Consider the following 18,977-nt stretch of genomic DNA (forward strand, 5'->3'; position numbering starts at 1 on the left):
AGAAAATGGATAAACAACTCTATTATCGAATAATGGTTCCGGCATCATTATTATCCGTCTGTCTCTTTTTTGTTCCTAATTTTCCTATTCGATCAGTCATCGGTTTTTTGGTCATGTTTGGCGGGATGGGACTTTATTATTATCTTCTTCATAAGGAAAGAAAACCTGCTTCTGTTTATATGAAAAAAACAAGAAGCGAAAATAAAAAACGATAAAACGGCTTGATGATAGACAAAAAAATAAAAAACCAGTCTTTTTGACTGGTTTTTTATTTTTTTGACTGATTTATAATTTTTATGAACGTTTTTGACTGATTTATATTGCGAGTAGAAAAAAAATATGCTATTATTTGTATTGAGGTGATCGTGAAAATGCTTACAGAGGAACGCAGACAAAAAATCCTAGACTTGCTTGAACAGCAGAAAATCGTGAAATCACAAGATCTTGTAAACCTTTTGAATGCTTCTGAATCAACGATAAGACGTGATTTACAAGAGCTGGAGAATAGTGGGTTTCTAGAAAGAGTTCATGGCGGAGCTAAGAAAGAGCAATTATTGAATTTTGAGCAGAATATGAGTGAAAAATCACTCAAAAACGTTCACGAAAAACAGCAAATCGCCAAATCGGCAGCTGAAACCATTAATGACGAAGATGTCATTTATTTAGACGCTGGCTCTACTACGTTAGAAATGATTCCTTTTCTGCAAGGAAAACAGATCACAGTAGTGACAAATTCCGTTCAACATGCGGCAAATTTAGTTGATTTGGAGCTTGCTACCATTATTTTAGGTGGAACGATCAAGCTGGCAACTAATGCTGTTTTAGGATCTAATGCGATAGAACAACTAAAAAATTTTCATTTTAATAAAGCATTTATGGGAATGAACGGTGCCCATCTTGAACAAGGATTCACGACTCCGGATCCAGAAGAGGCAGCTGTTAAACGTTTAGCCATGAAAAATTCCGAAGAGACATTTGTATTGATTGATCATACCAAATTCAACCAGTTGTCCTTCACCTCTGTTGCACCTTTGGAAGCAGCCACGATCATAACCGAGCGTTGTCCATTAGAATTCGTTAATGAATTCCGTGAAAAGACAACAATTAAGGAGGCAATACAATGATTTACACAGTAACACTTAATCCATCAATTGATTATATCGTACGCGTAGATGGGTTAAAACTAGGCGATTTGAACCGAATGAAGGAAGACTTCAAGTTACCTGGAGGAAAAGGGATCAATGTTTCCCGTATTTTGAAACGGATCGATTCTCAATCTACAGCACTAGGGTTTTTAGGAGGGTTCACTGGCGAATTTATTTCGAAGTGGCTTGAAAAAGAACAAATCCAGTCTTTGTTCACAACCGTAAAAGAAGATACAAGAATCAATATCAAACTAAAATCAGATACTGAAACTGAAATTAACGGTTTGGGCCCATCTATTTCAGATGAAGAAATCGATGAGTTGAAGCAAGCATTAGGAACAGTAGGACAAGGAGATATCGTCGTATTGTCAGGAAGCGCGCCGGCTAGCCTGCGAAAAGGATTTTATCAAGAACTGATTGATATCATTCGAGAAAAAGGTGCAGATTTCGTGATTGATACAACAGGTGATGACCTAAAAAATGCACTTGTTAAGAAACCATTGTTGATCAAACCAAACAATCACGAATTAGCTGAGCTTTACAATACAACCTTCCAATCTGTAGAAGAAATCATTCCGTATGGTAAAAAATTGCTAGCTGAAGGGGCACAGAATGTGCTGATCTCAATGGCTGGAGACGGTGCTTTGCTCTTCACGGAACAAGGAACTTATAAAACGAATGTATTAGTTCGCCCATTGAAAAATTCAGTAGGTGCAGGGGATTCAATGATTGCCGGCTTTATTGGGGCTTACAGCCGTACGAAAGATCCAATCGAAGCCTTTAAATGGGGAGTTGCTTGCGGAAGCGCAACAGCTTTTTCTGATGACTTGGCAGCTCGCGAATTGATTGATGAGTTGCTGCCAGAAGTTGAAATCACAAAAATTGATTAGTTTCAAGGAGGATAATCATGAATATCAAGGATTTAATGGTCAAAGAAGCGATGATCATGGATTTGCAAGCGACTGATAAAAAAGGCGCAATCGATGAAATGGTCCAAAAAATGTTTGATGCCGGCCGGATTTCCGATATCGAAACATATAAAGAAGGAATTCTAGCCCGCGAAGCACAAACTTCTACAGGTCTTGGTGATGGAATCGCCATGCCTCACGCGAAAAACAGTGCAGTTAAAGAAGCAACAGTTTTATTCGCAAAAAGCCAAAAAGGAGTAGATTATGAAGCCTTAGACGGACAGCCAACTTATCTGTTTTTCATGATCGCAGCTCCAGAAGGCGCAAACGACACACATTTGCAAGCATTAGCAGCACTATCTCGATTGCTGATTGATGCAGATTTCGTAGGAAAATTAAAAGAAGCAAATACACCAGAAGAAGTCCAAGACTTGTTCCAAACAGCTGAAGAGCAAAAAGAAGCAGAAGAAAAAGCAGAACAAGAAACACAAGCTGCAGAAGCTTCTGCTCATCCAGAAAGAAAATTCATTGTTGCCGTTACAGCTTGTCCAACAGGGATCGCTCACACTTACATGGCAGAAGATGCTCTGAAGAAAAAAGCGAAAGAAATGGGTGTGGAGATCAAAGTCGAAACGAACGGTTCAGAAGGAATCAAAAACCGATTGACTGCTGAAGACATCGCCCGTGCAGAAGGTGTAATCGTTGCAGCAGACAAAAAAGTAGAGATGAATCGCTTTGACGGAAAAGAACTGATCAATCGTCCTGTCAGTGATGGTATCCGTAAACCAGAAGAGCTGATCAATCTAGCCCTTAGTGGTACTGCACCAGTATTCCATGGTGATGGAAAAGAAAGCAGTTCAGAAGAAGGAAATGCGGATGGTACTATCGGACAAAGAATTTACAAAGATTTGATGAACGGCGTATCACACATGTTACCTTTCGTTATTGGTGGAGGAATCGCTATTGCGCTTTCTTTCATGATCGACCAATTTATTGGCGTGCCACATGATCAATTATCAAATCTAGGGAATTACAATCAAGCTGCTAGCTGGTTCAACCAAATCGGACAAGCTGCATTTGGTTTCATGCTGCCGGTATTAGCAGGATTTATTGCTTCAAGTATCGGTGACCGCCCTGGTTTGATCGTTGGATTTGCTGCTGGTGCATTAGCTAATACAGGCGGTGCAGGATTCTTAGGTGCACTGATTGGTGGATTCTTAGCTGGTTATGTCATCGTATTTTTACGTAAATTATTCAAGAACTTACCAAAATCATTGGATGGAATTAAAACGATCCTCTTTTATCCAGTGTTTGGCTTACTGATTACTGGTTTCTTGATGTTGCTGGTCAATGTCCCTATGAAAGCAATCAATGATGCATTGAACGGTTTCTTGACAAGTATGAGTGGTTCGAATGCTGCTTTACTTGGTGCATTATTAGCTGGAATGATGGCGGCAGATTTAGGCGGTCCAATCAACAAAGCTGCTTATGTGTTTGGTACAGCAACTTTAGCTACGACTGTTGCAACTGGCGGAAGTGTCGTGATGGCTTCTGTTATGGCTGGAGGAATGGTACCTCCATTGGCAATTTTCGTTGCTACACGTTTGTTTAAGAATAAATTCAGCAAAACAGATCAAGATGCTGGTTTGACGAACATCGTGATGGGACTATCGTTTGTCACGGAAGGATCGATTCCATTTGCAGCAGCTGACCCGATTCGTGCCATTCCAAGTTTTATTATTGGTTCTGCTTTAACTGGCGGATTAGTCGGAGCTTTCGGGATCAAATTACTGGCTCCTCACGGCGGGATTTTCGTTGTATTCTTACTGAGTCACCCGGTCATGTATTTGGTGTTTATTGCTATCGGAGCAGTCGTATCTGGTGTGATTTATGGTTTATTGAGAAAAGCTCCTGCAGCAGCAGAAGCATAGAAATAAAAAAGAAGAGACTGGGAAACCCCAGCCTCTTCTTTTTTTATAGAATCAAGTAGTGTAGATGAATAGTTGTTGTAAAATAGTTTTTCCATGTTCGTTAAAATGATTGCTTCAAATTTGTGATAGAAGATTTAGCCTCGATTTCCTGCTTGATTCTTGGCAAGTTTGCTTCATCAGTCAAGATAACCAAAATATCTCCTACATTCATGATCGTATCACCGTGAGTCAAGATTTCCTGATTTCCTCTGCGTATAGAGATTAGCAGCATATTTTTAGGCCAATTGAAGTCTCGTACCATTAATCCGTCTAAAGAACTCTCTGCCGTTACTGGAAAATCAAAAGTTGTCCTTGCACCTTTTAGTGAGGCGGTCTGAGTATTTCCAAGTAGACGTTCCAATAATGATTCGTAAATTGGATTCCCGCCGAGAAGGTCATTGACGATATAAGCAACAAGAGCAGCCAATCCTAAAGGCATCAGATGATTAAGAGAGCCAACCATTTCTGTCACTAAAATAATTGCTGTCAGCGGTGCTTTTCCAATCGCTGTGAAATAACCAGCCATGGCAATAACGACAAAATCCTTGATGTAGATTGGATCCATCCCGAAATCAACCATAATGTTTCCATAAAAGCTACCGATTAAAGCCCCCAATGTCAATATCGGAAGGAAAATCCCCCCTGGAAGACCACCACCGTAAGAAATCATGGAAAAAACGAATCGAAGAACAAACAAACCGATAATCATAATGATTGGCAAGGAAGCATGTCCAAAAGCTAAAACAATTTGATTGCCTCCGCCTAGAGTATTAGGCCATAAATAACCAATTGGCAAAATCAGCAAGAAAGGAACGAACCCGTGAAAATAAGCTGGTAAAGGCAATCGGTTGTAAAATTTTGGCAAAGCCAGCAAGACCTTCTGATAAATAAAACCTAAGACGCCTAGAAGTACTCCTAATCCCACTAAAGAACCATAATATTTCAACGGCAAAGAAGGAAGATCACCTAGATATAAAACAGGTCTCAAGCCGAAAAAGTAAAGAGAGACGAAGTTAGCAGTGATTGCTGAAGCAAATGATGTCAGCCAAACAAATGGAGAAAAGGAGTGATGGATTTCTTCTAAAACAAAGAGTAATCCTGCGATAGGAGCATTGAATGCTGCTGCAAGTCCGCTACTTGCACCGCTAGAAATTAAAATCTTTTCTTCTGAAGATGGACTCCGAAACAATTGTCCAGCTCCTTGTCCAATGGATGCGCCAAGCTGTATAGAAGGTCCTTCTCTACCTAGAAAAAGGCCCGCACCAACTGAAAGTACACCGCCAATGAACTTTTTCCATAAAACAGAGAACCAGTTCATTGATAATTCCCCGCGAAGCTGTCCCTCTACTTGTGGAATCCCGCTTCCCTTGATATCCGGTTCATTTTTGACCAGATAACCCACGAAAAATGCTGCAAGGATGCAGCAAATAGCTACGCCAATTAAGTAAATCGGCTGTTCCCGACTCATTTCATAGATACTTCGAACTAAATCGCTTAGCTTTTCGATAGATAATCGAAACAGGCTAACGACGATTCCTGTCAGCAGTCCAACAAATATTCCTTTTAGAATAAAATATATCTGAGTCTTATCTAATTTCTTGATTTTTCCTTTTTTTTCCATTCAAACGCCTCGCTTTCTTTTAATTTAGCGCGAAATCAACGAATTGACAAGGAAAAATCCATAAAAAGAAACAAATGATTTTGAACTAGCTAGTTTAATGAAAGCCAAGAAAATGCTATAATTAACAAGATTGATAAAAGAAAGGATGTTGTTAATGTCATCCAAAGCTGAATTATTAAACGGGATGAACCCCCGTCAGAAAGAAGCTGTTCTTCACACTGACGGACCATTACTGCTAATGGCAGGTGCAGGAAGTGGAAAGACGAGAGTGCTGACACACCGCATTGCCTATTTGATTGAGGAAAAAGAAGTCAATCCTTGGAACATCCTAGCGATTACTTTTACCAATAAGGCTGCAAAAGAAATGAAAGAACGTGTCAATGCGATTCTCGCATCTGGAGGCGAAGATGTCTGGGTATCGACTTTTCACTCGATGTGTGTGCGTATTTTAAGAAGAGATGTTGATTTTATCGGGTATAACCGGAACTTTACAATCATCGATTCTTCTGAACAGCTGACCTTGATGAAACGGATACTAAAAGAACTGAACATTGATCCGAAAAAATATGATCCTCGAAGTATATTAGGAACAATCTCTCAAGCAAAAAACAGCCTGCAGACCCCTCAGGATTTTGCAAAAATGCAAGGCAGTTATTACGAAGAGATTGCGGCAAAATGTTATGCTGCTTACCAAAAAGAGCTTCAATATAATCAATGTATGGACTTTGACGACCTGATCATGAATACGATTCGGTTATTTGAAGAACATCCTGATTCACTCACATATTATCAAAACAAATTCCATTATATTCATGTAGATGAGTACCAAGATACAAATCACGCACAGTATACGCTAGTCAATTTATTGGCAGGTAGATTTAGGAACCTGTGCGTCGTGGGAGATGCAGATCAAAGTATTTACGGCTGGCGCGGTGCAGATATGCAGAACATCTTGGATTTTGAAAAAGATTATCCAGATGCTGCAGTAATTTTGCTAGAACAAAACTATCGCTCCACTAAAAACATCCTTAGCGCAGCAAACCAAGTCATTGAAAACAATAGCAATCGAAAACCAAAAAACTTGTGGACAGAAAACAAAGAAGGAAACAAGATCACTTACTACCGTGCAGATAATGAACGAGACGAAACCCGTTTTATCGTAGACCGGATGCAAGAAGAGATTCGAAGCAATCATCGGAATTACGGCGACTTTGCCATCTTGTACCGGACGAACGCACAATCTCGTGTAATGGAAGAAACTCTGTTGAAAGCAAATATTCCTTATAAAATGGTTGGAGGGCACAAGTTCTACGATCGTAAAGAAATCAAAGATATTTTAGCGTATTTGAATGTGCTGGCAAATCCTCAAGATTCAATCAGTTTTGAGCGTATCGTTAATTCGCCCAAACGAGGCATCGGACCAGGATCTATCGAAAAACTACGCAGTTTTGCTTCTCTTCATGAATGGCCACTGCTTGAAGCAGCGCAAAATGTGGATCTGGCAAATATCGGTGGAAAAGCAGGACAGCAATTAGGTGCATTTGGAGAGATGATCCAAGAAGTCACTCAGATGATCCAATACTTGACAGTGACAGAATTGACGAAAGAGGTTTTGGATCGTAGCGGATATCTAGAAGACTTAAAAATCCAAAATACATTAGAAGCACAAGCACGCATCGAAAACTTGGAGGAATTTTTAACGGTCACACAAGAATTCGACAAGCAATTCGAACAGCAAAATGAAGAAGACGCTGATGCACCAGAAGAAAAACTAACGGTCTTCTTGAATGATCTGGCACTTGTTTCCGACATTGATAATTTAGAAGAAGATGCTTCCCAAGTGACATTGATGACTTTGCATGCAGCCAAAGGATTAGAATTCCCAGTTGTATTCCTGATTGGTCTAGAAGAGGGGGTTTTTCCTTTATCTCGAGCATTGATGGAAGAAAGCGAACTGGAAGAAGAACGCCGTCTCGCATATGTGGGGATCACGCGAGCAGAAGAAGCGTTGTATTTAACAAATGCTTTCTCCAGAACATTATATGGACGGACGCAATATAACCGACCTTCTCGTTTTGTAGAAGAAATCGATCAGGAGTTACTGGAAATCGAAGGCATGCGTCCTACGCCTAAAAAAACACCTGTATTCGCTAAAAAAACAGCATATAGCTATAAACAGCCAGAGACAGCGGTTGTTCCCTCTAAAAGTGCTACTGGAGGGGAAAATAACAACTGGAAACCTGGAGATAAAGTCAAACACAAAAAATGGGGTCTAGGAACAGTCGTCCGAGTAAGCGGGACGTCGAAGGATCTAGAACTAGATGTGGCTTTCCCAAGTCAAGGAGTAAAACGTCTTTTGGCTGCCTTTGCGCCAATTGAAAAAGCTTAGTAGTGGAGGGTAAATGATGGAACATGAAATGACGATTGACGAAGCTGCTAAACGAGCAGAAGAACTTCGTACAAGACTGAACCAATGGTCTCGCGAATACTACGTAGAAGATAAACCAACAGTGGAAGACTATGTTTATGATAAAGAATACGCAGAATTAGTAGCAATCGAGGAACAATATCCTGATTTGATCACGTCTGATTCTCCCACTCAACGAGTAGGCGGAAAAGTATTAGAAGGTTTTGAAAAAGTCACTCATGATATTCCGCTTTACAGTTTGAACGACGTTTTCAGCAAAGAAGAGCTGATAGCTTTTGATCAACGTGTACAAAAAGCAGTGGGACGTGTAGTTGACTATTGCTGTGAACTAAAAATAGATGGACTTTCCGTTTCTTTGCGTTATGAAGATGGAAATTTCGTGAGAGGTGCGACTCGCGGGGATGGAACTGTAGGAGAAAACATCACTGAAAACCTAAAAACTGTCCGGTCGGTCCCAATCAAATTAAAAGAACCAATGAACATCGAAGTAAGAGGCGAATGTTTCATGCCAAAACGGTCATTTGTCCAATTGAACCAAGACAGAGAAGCAGAGGGAAAAGATATCTTTGCGAATCCTCGGAACGCCGCAGCTGGTTCTTTGCGTCAGTTAGATTCTAAAATCACAGCGAAAAGAAATCTGGACACTTTTTTATACACAGTAGCTGATTTCGGTCCTATGCAAGCAAAAACCCAGTATGATGCGCTAGAAGAGCTAGAAAAAATTGGATTCCACACGAATCGGGAAAAACGTCTATGTCATTCGATTGATGAAGTGTGGTCATACATTGAAGAATATCATGACAAACGTGTGGATTTGCCCTATGAAATCGATGGAATCGTCATCAAAGTGAATGAATTCTCGCTACAAGATCAACTTGGTTTTACTGTCAAAGCACCGAGATGGGCAGCAGCTTACAAGTTTCCGCCAGAAGAAGTTGAAACGCTAATCGAAAACATCGAATGGACAGTCGGTCGAACAGGGGTAGTAACGCCAACAGCTATCATGACACCAGTCCGAGTAGCAGGAACGACAGTAAGCCGTGCCAGCCTGCATAACGGTGATTATATTAAGTTGAAGGATATCCGCTTGAAAGATACAGTTCTGATTTATAAAGCGGGAGACATCATCCCAGAAGTTTCGCAAGTCGTGTTAGATAAACGACCTAAAGACAGCGAAGAATACCAATTGCCTACACATTGTCCAGTTTGTGGAAGTGAACTTGTCCATTTGGATGAAGAAGTAGCCTTACGGTGCATCAATCCTAAATGCCCTGCTCAAATGAAAGAAGGTTTGAACCACTTTGTTTCAAGAAATGCGATGAATATCGATGGGTTGGGGCCGCGCGTACTAGAACAGATGTATGATAAAAAACTAGTAGCAGATGTTGCTGATCTTTACAAATTGACAGAAGAAGAGTTATTGACGTTGGACAAAATAAAAGAAAAATCAGCAAATAATATTTTGACAGCAATCGACAACAGCAAAGATAATTCGGTCGAGCGGTTGATTTTCGGGTTAGGAATCCGACATGTCGGAGCGAAAGCAGCAAAAATTTTAGCAGAACATTTCGGTGATCTAGAAACATTGAGTAAAAGTGACTATGAGTCGATTATTGCGCTTGATACGATCGGTGATATCATTGCCGACAGTGTAGTCACTTATTTCAGTAACGAAGAAGTCCATGAATTGATGAATGAATTAAAACAAGCAGGCGTCAATTTCGAATACAAAGGGCTTCGAAATGCCCAATTGCAAGAAGTCGAGTCTCCTTTTAAAGAAAAAACAGTAGTCCTTACTGGTAAACTAACACGATTTACTCGTGAAGAAGCAAAAGAGACGATCGAAAATCTTGGCGGGAAAGTGACTGGTAGCGTATCGAAAAAAACGGATATCGTGGTAGCAGGAGAAGATGCTGGCAGCAAGCTGACCAAAGCACAAGAATTAGGAATCGAAGTTTGGACAGAAGATCAAATGGCAGATGCATTGGCTAAAAGTCGCTCAGTAGAAGAATGAAAAATGAGTTTTTTCAGACAAATTTCAATAAACAATTTCAGACACGGCACTCTTGTGTTAAAATAGAGAGCAAAGTTTTTAACTCGTTTAGAAAGAAGGGGTAGTATGGCGATTAGTGAAGAACAAGTGAAACACGTTGCCAAATTAGCAAAACTTGCGTTCGCAGATGAAGAACTTGCAAGTTTTACCGACCAATTAGGTAAAATCATCGATATGGTTGAAATGCTGGAAGAAGTAGATACAGAAGGTGTTCCATTTACGTCGAATGTGGTTGAAACAGTAAACGTGATGCGACAAGATCGGGCGCAAGCTGGATGGAACCGCGATGAATTATTGAAAAATGTGCCGGAAACAGAAGACGGCTTTATCAAAGTACCCGCAATCATCGATAATGGGGAGGCTGGCGCATAATGACAGAATTACACAATCGTTCTCTAGAAGAACTGCATCATATGCTTGTATCGAAAGAAATCACTGTACAAGATTTGACAAAAGCAACATTTGAACGAATCAAAGAAACAGAGCCTGAGGTCGAAGCATTCATTACATTGAACGAAGAAAAAGCATTGGAACAGGCAAAAGCTTTAGATGAAAAAGGGATTGATGAAAGCAACGTCCTTGCTGGTATTCCAATTGGTATCAAGGATAATATCGTAACAAAAGATATCTTGACAACCGCTGCATCTAAGATCCTTTACAATTTTGAACCAATTTATGATGCAACGGTCATGGATAAAATCTATCAAGCAGATATGATCCCTGTTGGTAAGCTAAACATGGATGAATTTGCTATGGGTGGAAGTACAGAAACTTCTTATTTCAAGAAAACAAAAAATGCTTGGGACCCAACAAAAGTACCTGGTGGCTCTTCTGGTGGTTCTGCAGCAGCAGTTGCAGCTGGACAAATTCCAGTTTCTTTAGGTAGTGATACTGGGGGAAGTATCCGCCAACCAGCAGCTTTTAACGGCATCGTAGGGATGAAACCTACTTATGGCCGTGTCTCACGTTTTGGTTTGATTGCCTTTGCTTCATCTCTTGACCAAATTGGACCAATGACCCGTACGGTGAAAGATAATGCATTAGCATTGACAGCTATCAGCGGTTATGACGAAAAAGACGGTACTTCTTCAGGCGTTTCAGTTCCTAATTTTGCAGAGGGACTGACAGGCGACATCAAAGGAATGAAGATTGCTTTACCTAAAGAATACTTAGGCGAAGGTGTAGCCCCTGGCGTAAAAGAAGCTGTATTGAAAGCAGCAGAAACATTCCGTTCATTAGGTGCTGTTGTGGAAGAAGTCAGCTTGCCTCATTCAAAATACGGTGTGGCTGTTTATTATATCATTGCCTCATCAGAAGCAAGTTCCAACTTGCAACGATTCGATGGTATCCGCTACGGTTATCGCTCTGAAAATGTGAAATCATTAGATGATGTATATGTCAACTCACGTTCAGAAGGATTCGGTGAAGAAGTAAAACGCCGTATCATGTTAGGTACATTCTCCTTAAGTGCGGGTTATTATGACGCTTACTTCAAAAAAGCAGGACAAGTCCGTACATTGATCAAACGAGATTTTGAAAAAGTCTTTGCAGATTATGACTTGATTATCGGGCCATCTTCACCAACAGTGGCATTCGGAATCGGTGAAAACATTAACGATCCAATCACAATGTACATGAGTGACATCTTAACGATCCCTGTCAACTTGGCTGGACTTCCAGGTATGTCTGTACCGGCAGGATTGTCAGAAGGATTACCAGTTGGATTGCAGATCATCGGTAATTATTTTGATGAAAAAACGATGTATCAAGCGGCATATGCGTTTGAACAAGCAACAGAATTCCACACACAACAACCAGCTATTTTAGGAGGGAAAGACGAATGAATTTTGAAACAGTCATTGGACTAGAAGTCCACGTCGAGTTAAAAACCAACTCAAAAATTTTCTCTCCAGCGCCAGCTCATTTTGGTGCAGAACCAAACAGCAATACAAACGTGATCGACTGGGGTTATCCAGGCGTGCTGCCAGTAATGAATAAAGCTGCGCTGGAATTCGGGATGAAAGCAGCTTTGGCATTAAACTGTGAAATCTCTAAAGATACTCATTTTGACCGGAAAAATTACTTTTACCCAGATAATCCAAAAGCATATCAAATTTCCCAATTTGATCAACCAATCGGTCATGACGGATGGATCGAAATCGAAGTAGAAGGTAAAAAGAAAAAAATCCGGATCGAACGTGTCCATTTAGAAGAAGATGCTGGAAAAAACATGCATGGTATTGGCGGTTATTCTTACGTTGATTTGAACCGACAAGGCACGCCTTTGATCGAAATCGTTTCTGAAGCTGATATGCGTTCACCAGAAGAAGCATACGCTTATCTAGAAGCATTGCGATCAATTATCCAATTTACAGAAGTCAGCGATGTGAAAATGGAAGAAGGCTCTATGCGCTGTGATGCCAATATTTCTCTTCGCCCTTATGGACAAGAAGAGTTCGGTACGAAAGCAGAATTGAAAAACTTGAACTCTTTATCTTTCGTGAAAAAAGGTTTAGCTTTTGAAGAAAAACGTCAAGCAAAAGTTCTTCTTTCAGGAGGAGAAATCCAACAAGAAACACGCCGTTTTGACGAAACAACGAATAAAACAGTTTTGATGCGTGTCAAAGAAGGGTCTAGTGATTATCGTTACTTCCCAGAGCCTGATATCCCGAAATTCGTGATCGATGACGAATGGATTCAAAAAGTAAAAGCTAGTTTGCCTGAGATGCCAGCTTCTCGTCGCGAACGCTATATCCGTGAGTTTGGTCTTCCAGAGTATGACGCAATGGTATTGACACTTACAAAAGAAATGTCTGATTTCTTTGAAGCTGTTTTGGAAAATGGTGCAGATGCCAAGCAAGCATCTAACTGGTTGATGGGTGAAGTTTCTGCTTACTTGAACAGTGAGAAACTGGAATTAGCTGAGACAAAATTGACACCTGAGAACTTAGCAGGAATGATTCGTTTGATCGCCGATGGAACGATCAGCTCAAAAATCGCCAAAAAAGTCTTCCGTGAATTGATCACAAATGGCGGAGAAGCCCAAGAAGTAGTTGAAAAAAATGGTTGGGTGCAATTATCTGATCCGAACAAACTACTGCCAATCATTAATGAAATTTTGGATAACAACCAACAATCTGTCGATGATTTCAAAAATGGAAAAGATCGTGCGGTTGGCTTCCTAGTCGGTCAAATCATGAAAGCAACTAAAGGACAAGCAAATCCTGGTGTCGTGAATAAGCTACTTAAAGATGAATTAGCGAAACGATAGAGGCTGAAAATGAAAAAAGCACGCGTAATTTATAACCCCACCTCGGGAAAAGAATTATTGAAAAAAAATTTGGCGGATATCCTACAGGCATTAGAAGAAGCAGGATTTGAAGCCAGCGCCTATGCAACTACACCAGAACCTGATTCAGCCAAGAATGAAGCACGTAGAGTCGCAGAACTAGGTTTTGATCTAGTAGTGGCAGCTGGTGGCGATGGCACAATCAACGAAGTGGTTAATGGAATCGCTCCGCTTGAACACCGTCCTAAAATGGCCATCATCCCAGCTGGTACAACGAACGACTATGCTCGAGCATTAAAAATTCCTAGAGATAATATTAAAGCAGCAGCAGAAGTGATCAAAAAGCATCAAACCGTAAAAATGGACATCGGCCTTTCTGATAACAGTTACTTCATCAATATCGCTGCCGGTGGCTATTTGACAGAATTGACTTATGAAGTTCCATCAGAACTAAAGAGTATTTTTGGTTATCTTGCTTATCTTGCAAAAGGAGCAGAGATGCTCCCTCGAGTAAAGCCCATCAAAATGCGCTTGAAGTATGATGAAGGGGAATATATCGGAAATGCTTCGATGTTTTTCCTAGGGCTGACGAACTCTGTTGGAGGATTCGAACAGATCGCGCCAGATGCCAAATTGGATGATGGGAAGTTTTCTTTAATCATTGTGAAGACAGCAAATATCTTTGAGATCTTGCATATTGCGGCACTCATGCTAAATGGCGGTCGTCATGTCGATGATCCAAGAGTAATCTATACCAAAACAAGCAGTTTGTTCGTCGAAACAGAAGATGATATCAATCGACCAGTAATGATCAACTTAGATGGTGAATATGGTGGGGAAGCACCGATGCATTTCCAAAATCTTCATCAGCATATTGAGTTCTTTGCCAATACCGATCAGATTCCTGATGAAGCAATCACAGGCACAGATGAAGAAGAATTAGAGGTTGTCAGCAAAGAATTCGTAAAAGAAGTCGAACGTTTAACGGATGAAGATATCGACGGTGACGGAAAAATAGCAGACGAAACACCTAATCAAAAGAATTAATCAAAAGCCGGTGCTGAACGTAGTAAGGTCAGTGCCGGTTTTAGTTGTGTAATTAGCTGATTTATAGTAGAGTTCAGTAGGATTGAAAAATAGGCTTAAAGGAGCAAAATATGACAGAACAGCAAATAGTAAAGAAAAACGAACGATATACAGTCGAAATCGTCGACTTGAGTTATGAAGGAATGGGGGTAGCAAAAATCGATGGTTATCCATTATTTATCGAAAATGCACTCCCTGGAGAAGAAGTAGAAATACTAGTAGTGAAAGCAGGCAATAAGTTTGGATATGGAAAAGTCGAAACATTTATTACACAATCACCTGATCGTCAGCCTGTAGAAAACAATGCATTACTTCGCACAGGTATCGCACCTTTAGCCCATTTGAAGTATGAACAACAGCTTGTCTTCAAACAAAAACAAGTAGAGCATGTAATGGCGAAGATTGCTAAGATGCCAGAAGTTCCTGTACTTCCAACGGTCGGAATGGCAGAACCATTTGGCTACCGTAATAAAGCACAGATCCCTGTTCGCCGTATCGATGGACAGTTAGCCACCGGTTTTTACAAAAAGAATAGCCATGATCTAGTCCCTATCGAAGATTTTTATATCCAAGATCCTGTCATCGATCAAGCAATCAAAGTAGTCAGAGATATCTTGCAACGGTTCCAAGTACGAGGATATAATGAAGAAAAAAATGAAGGACAGCTTCGTCACATCATTATCCGTCGTGGTCATTATTCCCATGAAATGATGGTCGTTTTAGTTACTCGTAAAGAAAAATTCTTTAAATCCAAGGAAATTGCTGAAGCCATTCATGAAGAATTGCCAGAAGTGGTTTCGGTCATCCAAAATATCAATGAAGAAAAAACAAATGTGATTTTAGGAGACAAAGAAAAAGTTTTATACGGCAGAGACTATATCGAAGATCAGCTATTAGGAAAAACCTATCGAATCTCAGCGAAGTCATTTTATCAAGTAAATACTCAACAAGCAGAGTATTTGTACCAAACAGCCATCGAATTTGCCGAGTTGGATAAAAAAGACATTGTGATCGATGCTTATTCAGGAATAGGTACAATCGGATTGTCTCTAGCTGACAGAGTAGATAAGGTATATGGGATGGAAGTTATTCCAGAAGCAATTGAAGATGCACAGTTCAATTCCTTAAATAATAAAATCGAAAATGTTCATTATGAAGTCGGAAAAGCAGAAAAAGTCATGAAAAAATGGCAAGAAAAAGGGGTCAAACCATCTGTGATCGTAGTAGACCCTCCACGTAAAGGATTAGATCATCATTTTATTGAATCAGCAATCGAAATGTCACCAGAACGAATCGTCTATATCTCTTGTAATCCAGCAACTTTTGCAAGAGATGCTAAGTTATTGGCAGAAGCAGGTTATGTTGTGAAGAAAGTTCAGCCTGTAGATCTTTTCCCGCAAACCCATCATATCGAATTAGTCGCTTCATTCGTTAAAGGAGAATAAAAATGGACCAAAAAGAAAAAATGAAAGAATTGATCAAAAAGAAACAAGGTGGAGGCCGATCCAAACAAATGGAAACACCTAAGAATGATCGTAAAAACATGAGAAAAGGCCCTAAAATCTTTAATAAATAGACGTGCTAAAGAAAGACTAAGAAGCGTTAACTTTTGTTATTGTTTCTTAGTCTTTTTAGTTAGTCTACATTATTTTGGCGATTTGCCAATAAGGACTGATGAGTTGTGCAAAATCAAATCTGGGTCAGAATGAACGTCATTCTGTCTCAGATTTTTCGTTATTTCAATTTGATTAACTGATTGATCAAAAAGATTTTTATTTTCATATTCTCAAATGATTCAACACTAAATATACATGTTTGACGCGGAAATTATTATTCGATTTGGGCGGCATCAGGGGGGATGACGACGTAGCAGACCCATTATTTTACTCAAGAAAATGTCCGTGCCTATTATTTAGAATACGATAGTGAACGTGCTGGGAGTTTTGTTCATTTAGAGAAAGTCTCTGAAGATAAATTAGTTGTCTTAGATTTTGACTGCAATGAAAAATGGCGAACTGGAAGAGCACCAGCAAGTGATTGACCGGATCTACGAAGCGACACGATATCTGCCTTTGGATCGTTTGTGCTTAAGTCCTCAATGTGGATTTGCTTCAACAGAAGAAGAAAATGTTTTGTTTGAAGAACAATGGAAAAAATTTCTTTTGTCAAAAGCATTGCAGAAGAAGTTTGGGGAAAATCATTAAATCATCTAGGAGAGCTTGATAGGAAATAACACTATGGTATAATCAGAATGCTTAATACTAACTACTGAGGGAGCCTTATGAAAAAGAAAATTCTTAAATTTATCGGATGGTTCTTCGGAATCATTCTTGGGATCACGTTTGCAATCTTTCTTGCCTTCCAGCTTTCCCCCAGACCTGGAGCATTCTTGATCAACCATATGTTTTCAAATACTGTTCAAATCACTGATAAAAAAACGTTCGATCAAGCAGAAAAAAACGTGGCGAAAAAAACAGATTTGACGTATGAGTCCAAGTATAAAGAGAATACCTATGACATCTACTATCCAAAAAACAGCAAGGGGCCTGTTCCTGTTCTATTTTGGGTACATGGTGGAGGATTCGTCGGCGGAGATAAATCGGGTGTCAAAGAATTTGCGACAAAATTAGTTTCAGACGCCAACATCGCAGTAGTTGCGATGAATTATGAATTAGCGCCTGATTCAGAATACCCTAATCAAGTTCTTCAAGTGAATGAACTGATCAAAGATTTATTAGCTGAAGAAAAAGACGACAAATTGCTAGACATGGAACAACTATTTTTTGGTGGAGATAGTGCAGGTTCACAAATCGCATTGCAATATGCAGCTATACAAACGAATGACGCGTATGCTAAACAAATGAAAATCAAACAGCTACTTCCAAAAGATAGTCTGAAAGGAACCATTTCTTATTGCGGACCTGTTGATTTGAAGCTAACAGCACAGCAGCATTCGGATGATCGATTTATGAAGTTTTTCGTCAAAACCGTTGCGTGGTCGTTGATTGGAACAAAAGATTGGAAAACGAGTGAGCAATTGAAAGAAGCCAGTGTGGCTGACCATGTTTCTAAGGAATTTCCGCCAACGTATATAACTGACGGAAATGCTTACTCATTCCAAGAACAAGGTCAAGCATTAGAAAACCGATTGACAGAATTAAAAGTACCCGTGCAATCCTTGTTTTATACAGATACAAAAAAAGAGATTACTCATGAATATCAATTTGATTACACGTTAAAAGAATCGCAAAATTGTTACCAGCAGACATTGGATTTTGTGAATAAGTATAAGTAAGAGGCTGTGATCCTGCCGTTTAGTTTTGAGTATGAAGAAACTAAGCGGCTTTTTCACAACCTCTTTTTCAATATCTTTTTGTTCTTGGGATAAAACTATCCCGAACAATCAATCGCGCAGGATAAGTCAAAATGATCGGTTCATCACGTATACCGTCAATTCGCTCCAACGCCATTCGAACAGCTGCTTGCCCAATTGATTTTGCATTGATTTGAACACTGGTCAAGCTAGGGGAGAGGTTTGCAATTGTCTCGATATTATCGAAGCTTGCTACAACAATCTCTTCTCCAATTTGGATGTTTTTTTGCTTCAATGCCCGATAGACACCGATTGCCAGTGGATCGCTCCCGACAAGAATGGCAGTAGGAAGAGGGGATTCATTTTCTAATAGATCAGTCGCAAGTACCTCACCTTGTTTTTCTGTCCAGCCACCTAGACGATAAGACATATATTTTTCTAAGTGATGATCGATCATAAAATGCTGATAGGCACGCATCCTCTTTTCGTTTATAGAAATCTGCTTCCCACCGAATTCATCCATATCGACTTTATATCCCCCGATATAGGCTATTCTTTTATGACCATTTTCTAAGAACAATTCCAGTACGGTTTTAGTCATCCGTTCAAGATCTGCATACACCATATCGACCTCTTGCTGGATGTCAGGGTTATCCACGACGACTATTTGCATGTTTTGTTTTAACAAAGCGGTAATCGATTCTTTCGTAACAGTCCCAACAACGATCACCGCACCTAACTGATCTAGATCTTCCCATTGTTTAGGATTATCAGATAGATTATAGATTCGATTCATCCCTAAATGCAGACGTCGAGCTTCTTCTTCCATCCCTACTCGCAAATGTTTGTAATAGACATCCTGTTCTTCGCTCGCTTTGCCGATCGTAGAGATCACACCAATCGAAGGCATTCTCTTTTTGATATATTTACGAGTACTGATGTCATAATTCAACGCAGCAGCTGCCTCTACTATCCGTTGCCGAGTAGCCTGAGCCACATGGATCGTCTGATCGTTATTCAACACGCGGGAAACTGTAGCAGGAGAGACATTTGCCTTTCGTGCGACATCTCTAATTCCAACCATTTTTACACACTCCTCAAAAAAATAAAAAATTTCTATTGACAAAATTGTTTAGTAAACAGTATACAGGAATTATAAAAAAA

The 18,977-nt window shown here is 39.9% G+C and carries 16 protein-coding genes; 14 read left to right on the top strand and 2 right to left on the bottom strand.

Annotation, left to right across the window (positions count from 1 at the left end; translation table 11 throughout):
* Positions 1–5 precede the first annotated feature (5 nt).
* From PYW34_RS05010 to PYW34_RS05025, 4 genes are all read left to right on the top strand, one after another.
* The gene (locus PYW34_RS05010) at positions 6–215 is read left to right on the top strand and encodes a hypothetical protein (RefSeq protein WP_002294422.1); all 210 of its coding nucleotides are present in this window, start codon (positions 6–8) and stop codon (positions 213–215) included.
* Between the two features lie 156 nt (positions 216–371).
* Complete coding sequence (locus PYW34_RS05015) at positions 372–1,124, top strand: DeoR/GlpR family DNA-binding transcription regulator (RefSeq protein WP_002288485.1); 753 nt, start codon at positions 372–374, stop codon at positions 1,122–1,124.
* A complete protein-coding gene (pfkB, locus tag PYW34_RS05020) occupies positions 1,121–2,035 on the top strand; it encodes a 1-phosphofructokinase (protein ID WP_002288484.1) in 915 nt (304 codons plus the stop codon). The genes PYW34_RS05015 and pfkB overlap by 4 nt, the downstream gene beginning before the upstream one ends.
* Before the next feature lie 17 nt (positions 2,036–2,052).
* Positions 2,053–3,984 carry a PTS fructose transporter subunit IIABC gene (locus tag PYW34_RS05025; RefSeq protein WP_002295246.1) on the top strand — a complete coding sequence of 644 codons (1,932 nt, stop codon included), beginning with the start codon at positions 2,053–2,055 and terminating at the stop codon, positions 3,982–3,984.
* Positions 3,985–4,084: 100 nt separating this feature from the next.
* Here the strand turns inward: PYW34_RS05025 and PYW34_RS05030 are convergent, their stop codons facing one another.
* On the bottom strand, positions 4,085–5,644 hold the full coding sequence (locus PYW34_RS05030; protein ID WP_002334506.1) for a ClC family H(+)/Cl(-) exchange transporter: 1,560 nt from the start codon (positions 5,642–5,644) through the stop codon (positions 4,085–4,087).
* Positions 5,645–5,798: 154 nt separating this feature from the next.
* Between PYW34_RS05030 and pcrA the strand changes: the two genes are divergently transcribed.
* The 10 genes from pcrA (at position 5,799) to PYW34_RS05080 (ending at position 17,795) form a co-directional block, all read left to right on the top strand.
* The gene (gene pcrA, locus PYW34_RS05035; protein WP_002333058.1) at positions 5,799–8,033 is read left to right on the top strand and encodes a DNA helicase PcrA; all 2,235 of its coding nucleotides are present in this window, start codon (positions 5,799–5,801) and stop codon (positions 8,031–8,033) included.
* Between the two features lie 16 nt (positions 8,034–8,049).
* Positions 8,050–10,086: an NAD-dependent DNA ligase LigA gene (ligA, locus tag PYW34_RS05040; protein ID WP_002323115.1), complete on the top strand. Its 2,037-nt coding sequence runs from the start codon at positions 8,050–8,052 to the stop codon at positions 10,084–10,086.
* A gap of 105 nt (positions 10,087–10,191) precedes the next feature.
* Positions 10,192–10,497 carry an Asp-tRNA(Asn)/Glu-tRNA(Gln) amidotransferase subunit GatC gene (gatC, locus tag PYW34_RS05045; RefSeq protein ID WP_002288477.1) on the top strand — a complete coding sequence of 102 codons (306 nt, stop codon included), beginning with the start codon at positions 10,192–10,194 and terminating at the stop codon, positions 10,495–10,497.
* Positions 10,497–11,969: an Asp-tRNA(Asn)/Glu-tRNA(Gln) amidotransferase subunit GatA gene (gatA, locus tag PYW34_RS05050; protein WP_002295237.1), complete on the top strand. Its 1,473-nt coding sequence runs from the start codon at positions 10,497–10,499 to the stop codon at positions 11,967–11,969. Before gatC ends, gatA begins: the two co-directional genes overlap by 1 nt.
* Complete coding sequence (gene gatB / locus PYW34_RS05055) at positions 11,966–13,396, top strand: Asp-tRNA(Asn)/Glu-tRNA(Gln) amidotransferase subunit GatB (protein ID WP_002288473.1); 1,431 nt, start codon at positions 11,966–11,968, stop codon at positions 13,394–13,396. The genes gatA and gatB overlap by 4 nt, the downstream gene beginning before the upstream one ends.
* A gap of 9 nt (positions 13,397–13,405) precedes the next feature.
* Positions 13,406–14,461 (top strand): diacylglycerol kinase, encoded by a 1,056-nt coding sequence (locus PYW34_RS05060; protein WP_002295235.1) that lies wholly within the window; start codon positions 13,406–13,408, stop codon positions 14,459–14,461.
* Positions 14,462–14,571: 110 nt separating this feature from the next.
* Positions 14,572–15,945 (top strand): 23S rRNA (uracil(1939)-C(5))-methyltransferase RlmD, encoded by a 1,374-nt coding sequence (gene rlmD / locus PYW34_RS05065; protein ID WP_002333057.1) that lies wholly within the window; start codon positions 14,572–14,574, stop codon positions 15,943–15,945.
* A 2-nt stretch (positions 15,946–15,947) separates the two neighbouring features.
* On the top strand, positions 15,948–16,076 hold the full coding sequence (locus tag PYW34_RS05070; protein WP_002295229.1) for a 30S ribosomal protein S9: 129 nt from the start codon (positions 15,948–15,950) through the stop codon (positions 16,074–16,076).
* Between the two features lie 424 nt (positions 16,077–16,500).
* Positions 16,501–16,704 carry a hypothetical protein gene (locus tag PYW34_RS05075; RefSeq protein WP_002295227.1) on the top strand — a complete coding sequence of 68 codons (204 nt, stop codon included), beginning with the start codon at positions 16,501–16,503 and terminating at the stop codon, positions 16,702–16,704.
* Between the two features lie 77 nt (positions 16,705–16,781).
* Entirely contained in the window at positions 16,782–17,795 is a 1,014-nt protein-coding gene (locus tag PYW34_RS05080; protein WP_002333056.1) for an alpha/beta hydrolase, read from the top strand.
* Positions 17,796–17,862: 67 nt separating this feature from the next.
* On the opposite strand, the gene PYW34_RS05085 is transcribed toward PYW34_RS05080, so the two are convergent.
* Positions 17,863–18,897 (bottom strand): LacI family DNA-binding transcriptional regulator, encoded by a 1,035-nt coding sequence (locus PYW34_RS05085; RefSeq protein ID WP_002333055.1) that lies wholly within the window; start codon positions 18,895–18,897, stop codon positions 17,863–17,865.
* Positions 18,898–18,977 lie beyond the last annotated feature (80 nt).

The sequence above is a fragment of the Enterococcus faecium genome, from assembly GCF_029023785.1.
Classification (GTDB): domain Bacteria; phylum Bacillota; class Bacilli; order Lactobacillales; family Enterococcaceae; genus Enterococcus_B; species Enterococcus_B faecium.

Excerpts from the sequence above, each read along its gene's own strand:
- PYW34_RS05010 (WP_002294422.1), top strand. The coding sequence starts at position 6 with ATGGATAAACAACTCTATTATCGAATAATGGTTCCGGCATCATTATTA.
- PYW34_RS05015 (WP_002288485.1), top strand. The coding sequence starts at position 372 with ATGCTTACAGAGGAACGCAGACAAAAAATCCTAGACTTGCTTGAACAG.
- pfkB (WP_002288484.1), top strand. The coding sequence starts at position 1,121 with ATGATTTACACAGTAACACTTAATCCATCAATTGATTATATCGTACGC.
- PYW34_RS05025 (WP_002295246.1), top strand. The coding sequence starts at position 2,053 with ATGAATATCAAGGATTTAATGGTCAAAGAAGCGATGATCATGGATTTG.
- PYW34_RS05030 (WP_002334506.1), bottom strand. The coding sequence starts at position 5,644 with ATGGAAAAAAAAGGAAAAATCAAGAAATTAGATAAGACTCAGATATAT.
- pcrA (WP_002333058.1), top strand. The coding sequence starts at position 5,799 with ATGTCATCCAAAGCTGAATTATTAAACGGGATGAACCCCCGTCAGAAA.
- ligA (WP_002323115.1), top strand. The coding sequence starts at position 8,050 with ATGGAACATGAAATGACGATTGACGAAGCTGCTAAACGAGCAGAAGAA.
- gatC (WP_002288477.1), top strand. The coding sequence starts at position 10,192 with ATGGCGATTAGTGAAGAACAAGTGAAACACGTTGCCAAATTAGCAAAA.
- gatA (WP_002295237.1), top strand. The coding sequence starts at position 10,497 with ATGACAGAATTACACAATCGTTCTCTAGAAGAACTGCATCATATGCTT.
- gatB (WP_002288473.1), top strand. The coding sequence starts at position 11,966 with ATGAATTTTGAAACAGTCATTGGACTAGAAGTCCACGTCGAGTTAAAA.
- PYW34_RS05060 (WP_002295235.1), top strand. The coding sequence starts at position 13,406 with ATGAAAAAAGCACGCGTAATTTATAACCCCACCTCGGGAAAAGAATTA.
- rlmD (WP_002333057.1), top strand. The coding sequence starts at position 14,572 with ATGACAGAACAGCAAATAGTAAAGAAAAACGAACGATATACAGTCGAA.
- PYW34_RS05070 (WP_002295229.1), top strand. The coding sequence starts at position 15,948 with ATGGACCAAAAAGAAAAAATGAAAGAATTGATCAAAAAGAAACAAGGT.
- PYW34_RS05075 (WP_002295227.1), top strand. The coding sequence starts at position 16,501 with ATGAAAAATGGCGAACTGGAAGAGCACCAGCAAGTGATTGACCGGATC.
- PYW34_RS05080 (WP_002333056.1), top strand. The coding sequence starts at position 16,782 with ATGAAAAAGAAAATTCTTAAATTTATCGGATGGTTCTTCGGAATCATT.
- PYW34_RS05085 (WP_002333055.1), bottom strand. The coding sequence starts at position 18,897 with ATGGTTGGAATTAGAGATGTCGCACGAAAGGCAAATGTCTCTCCTGCT.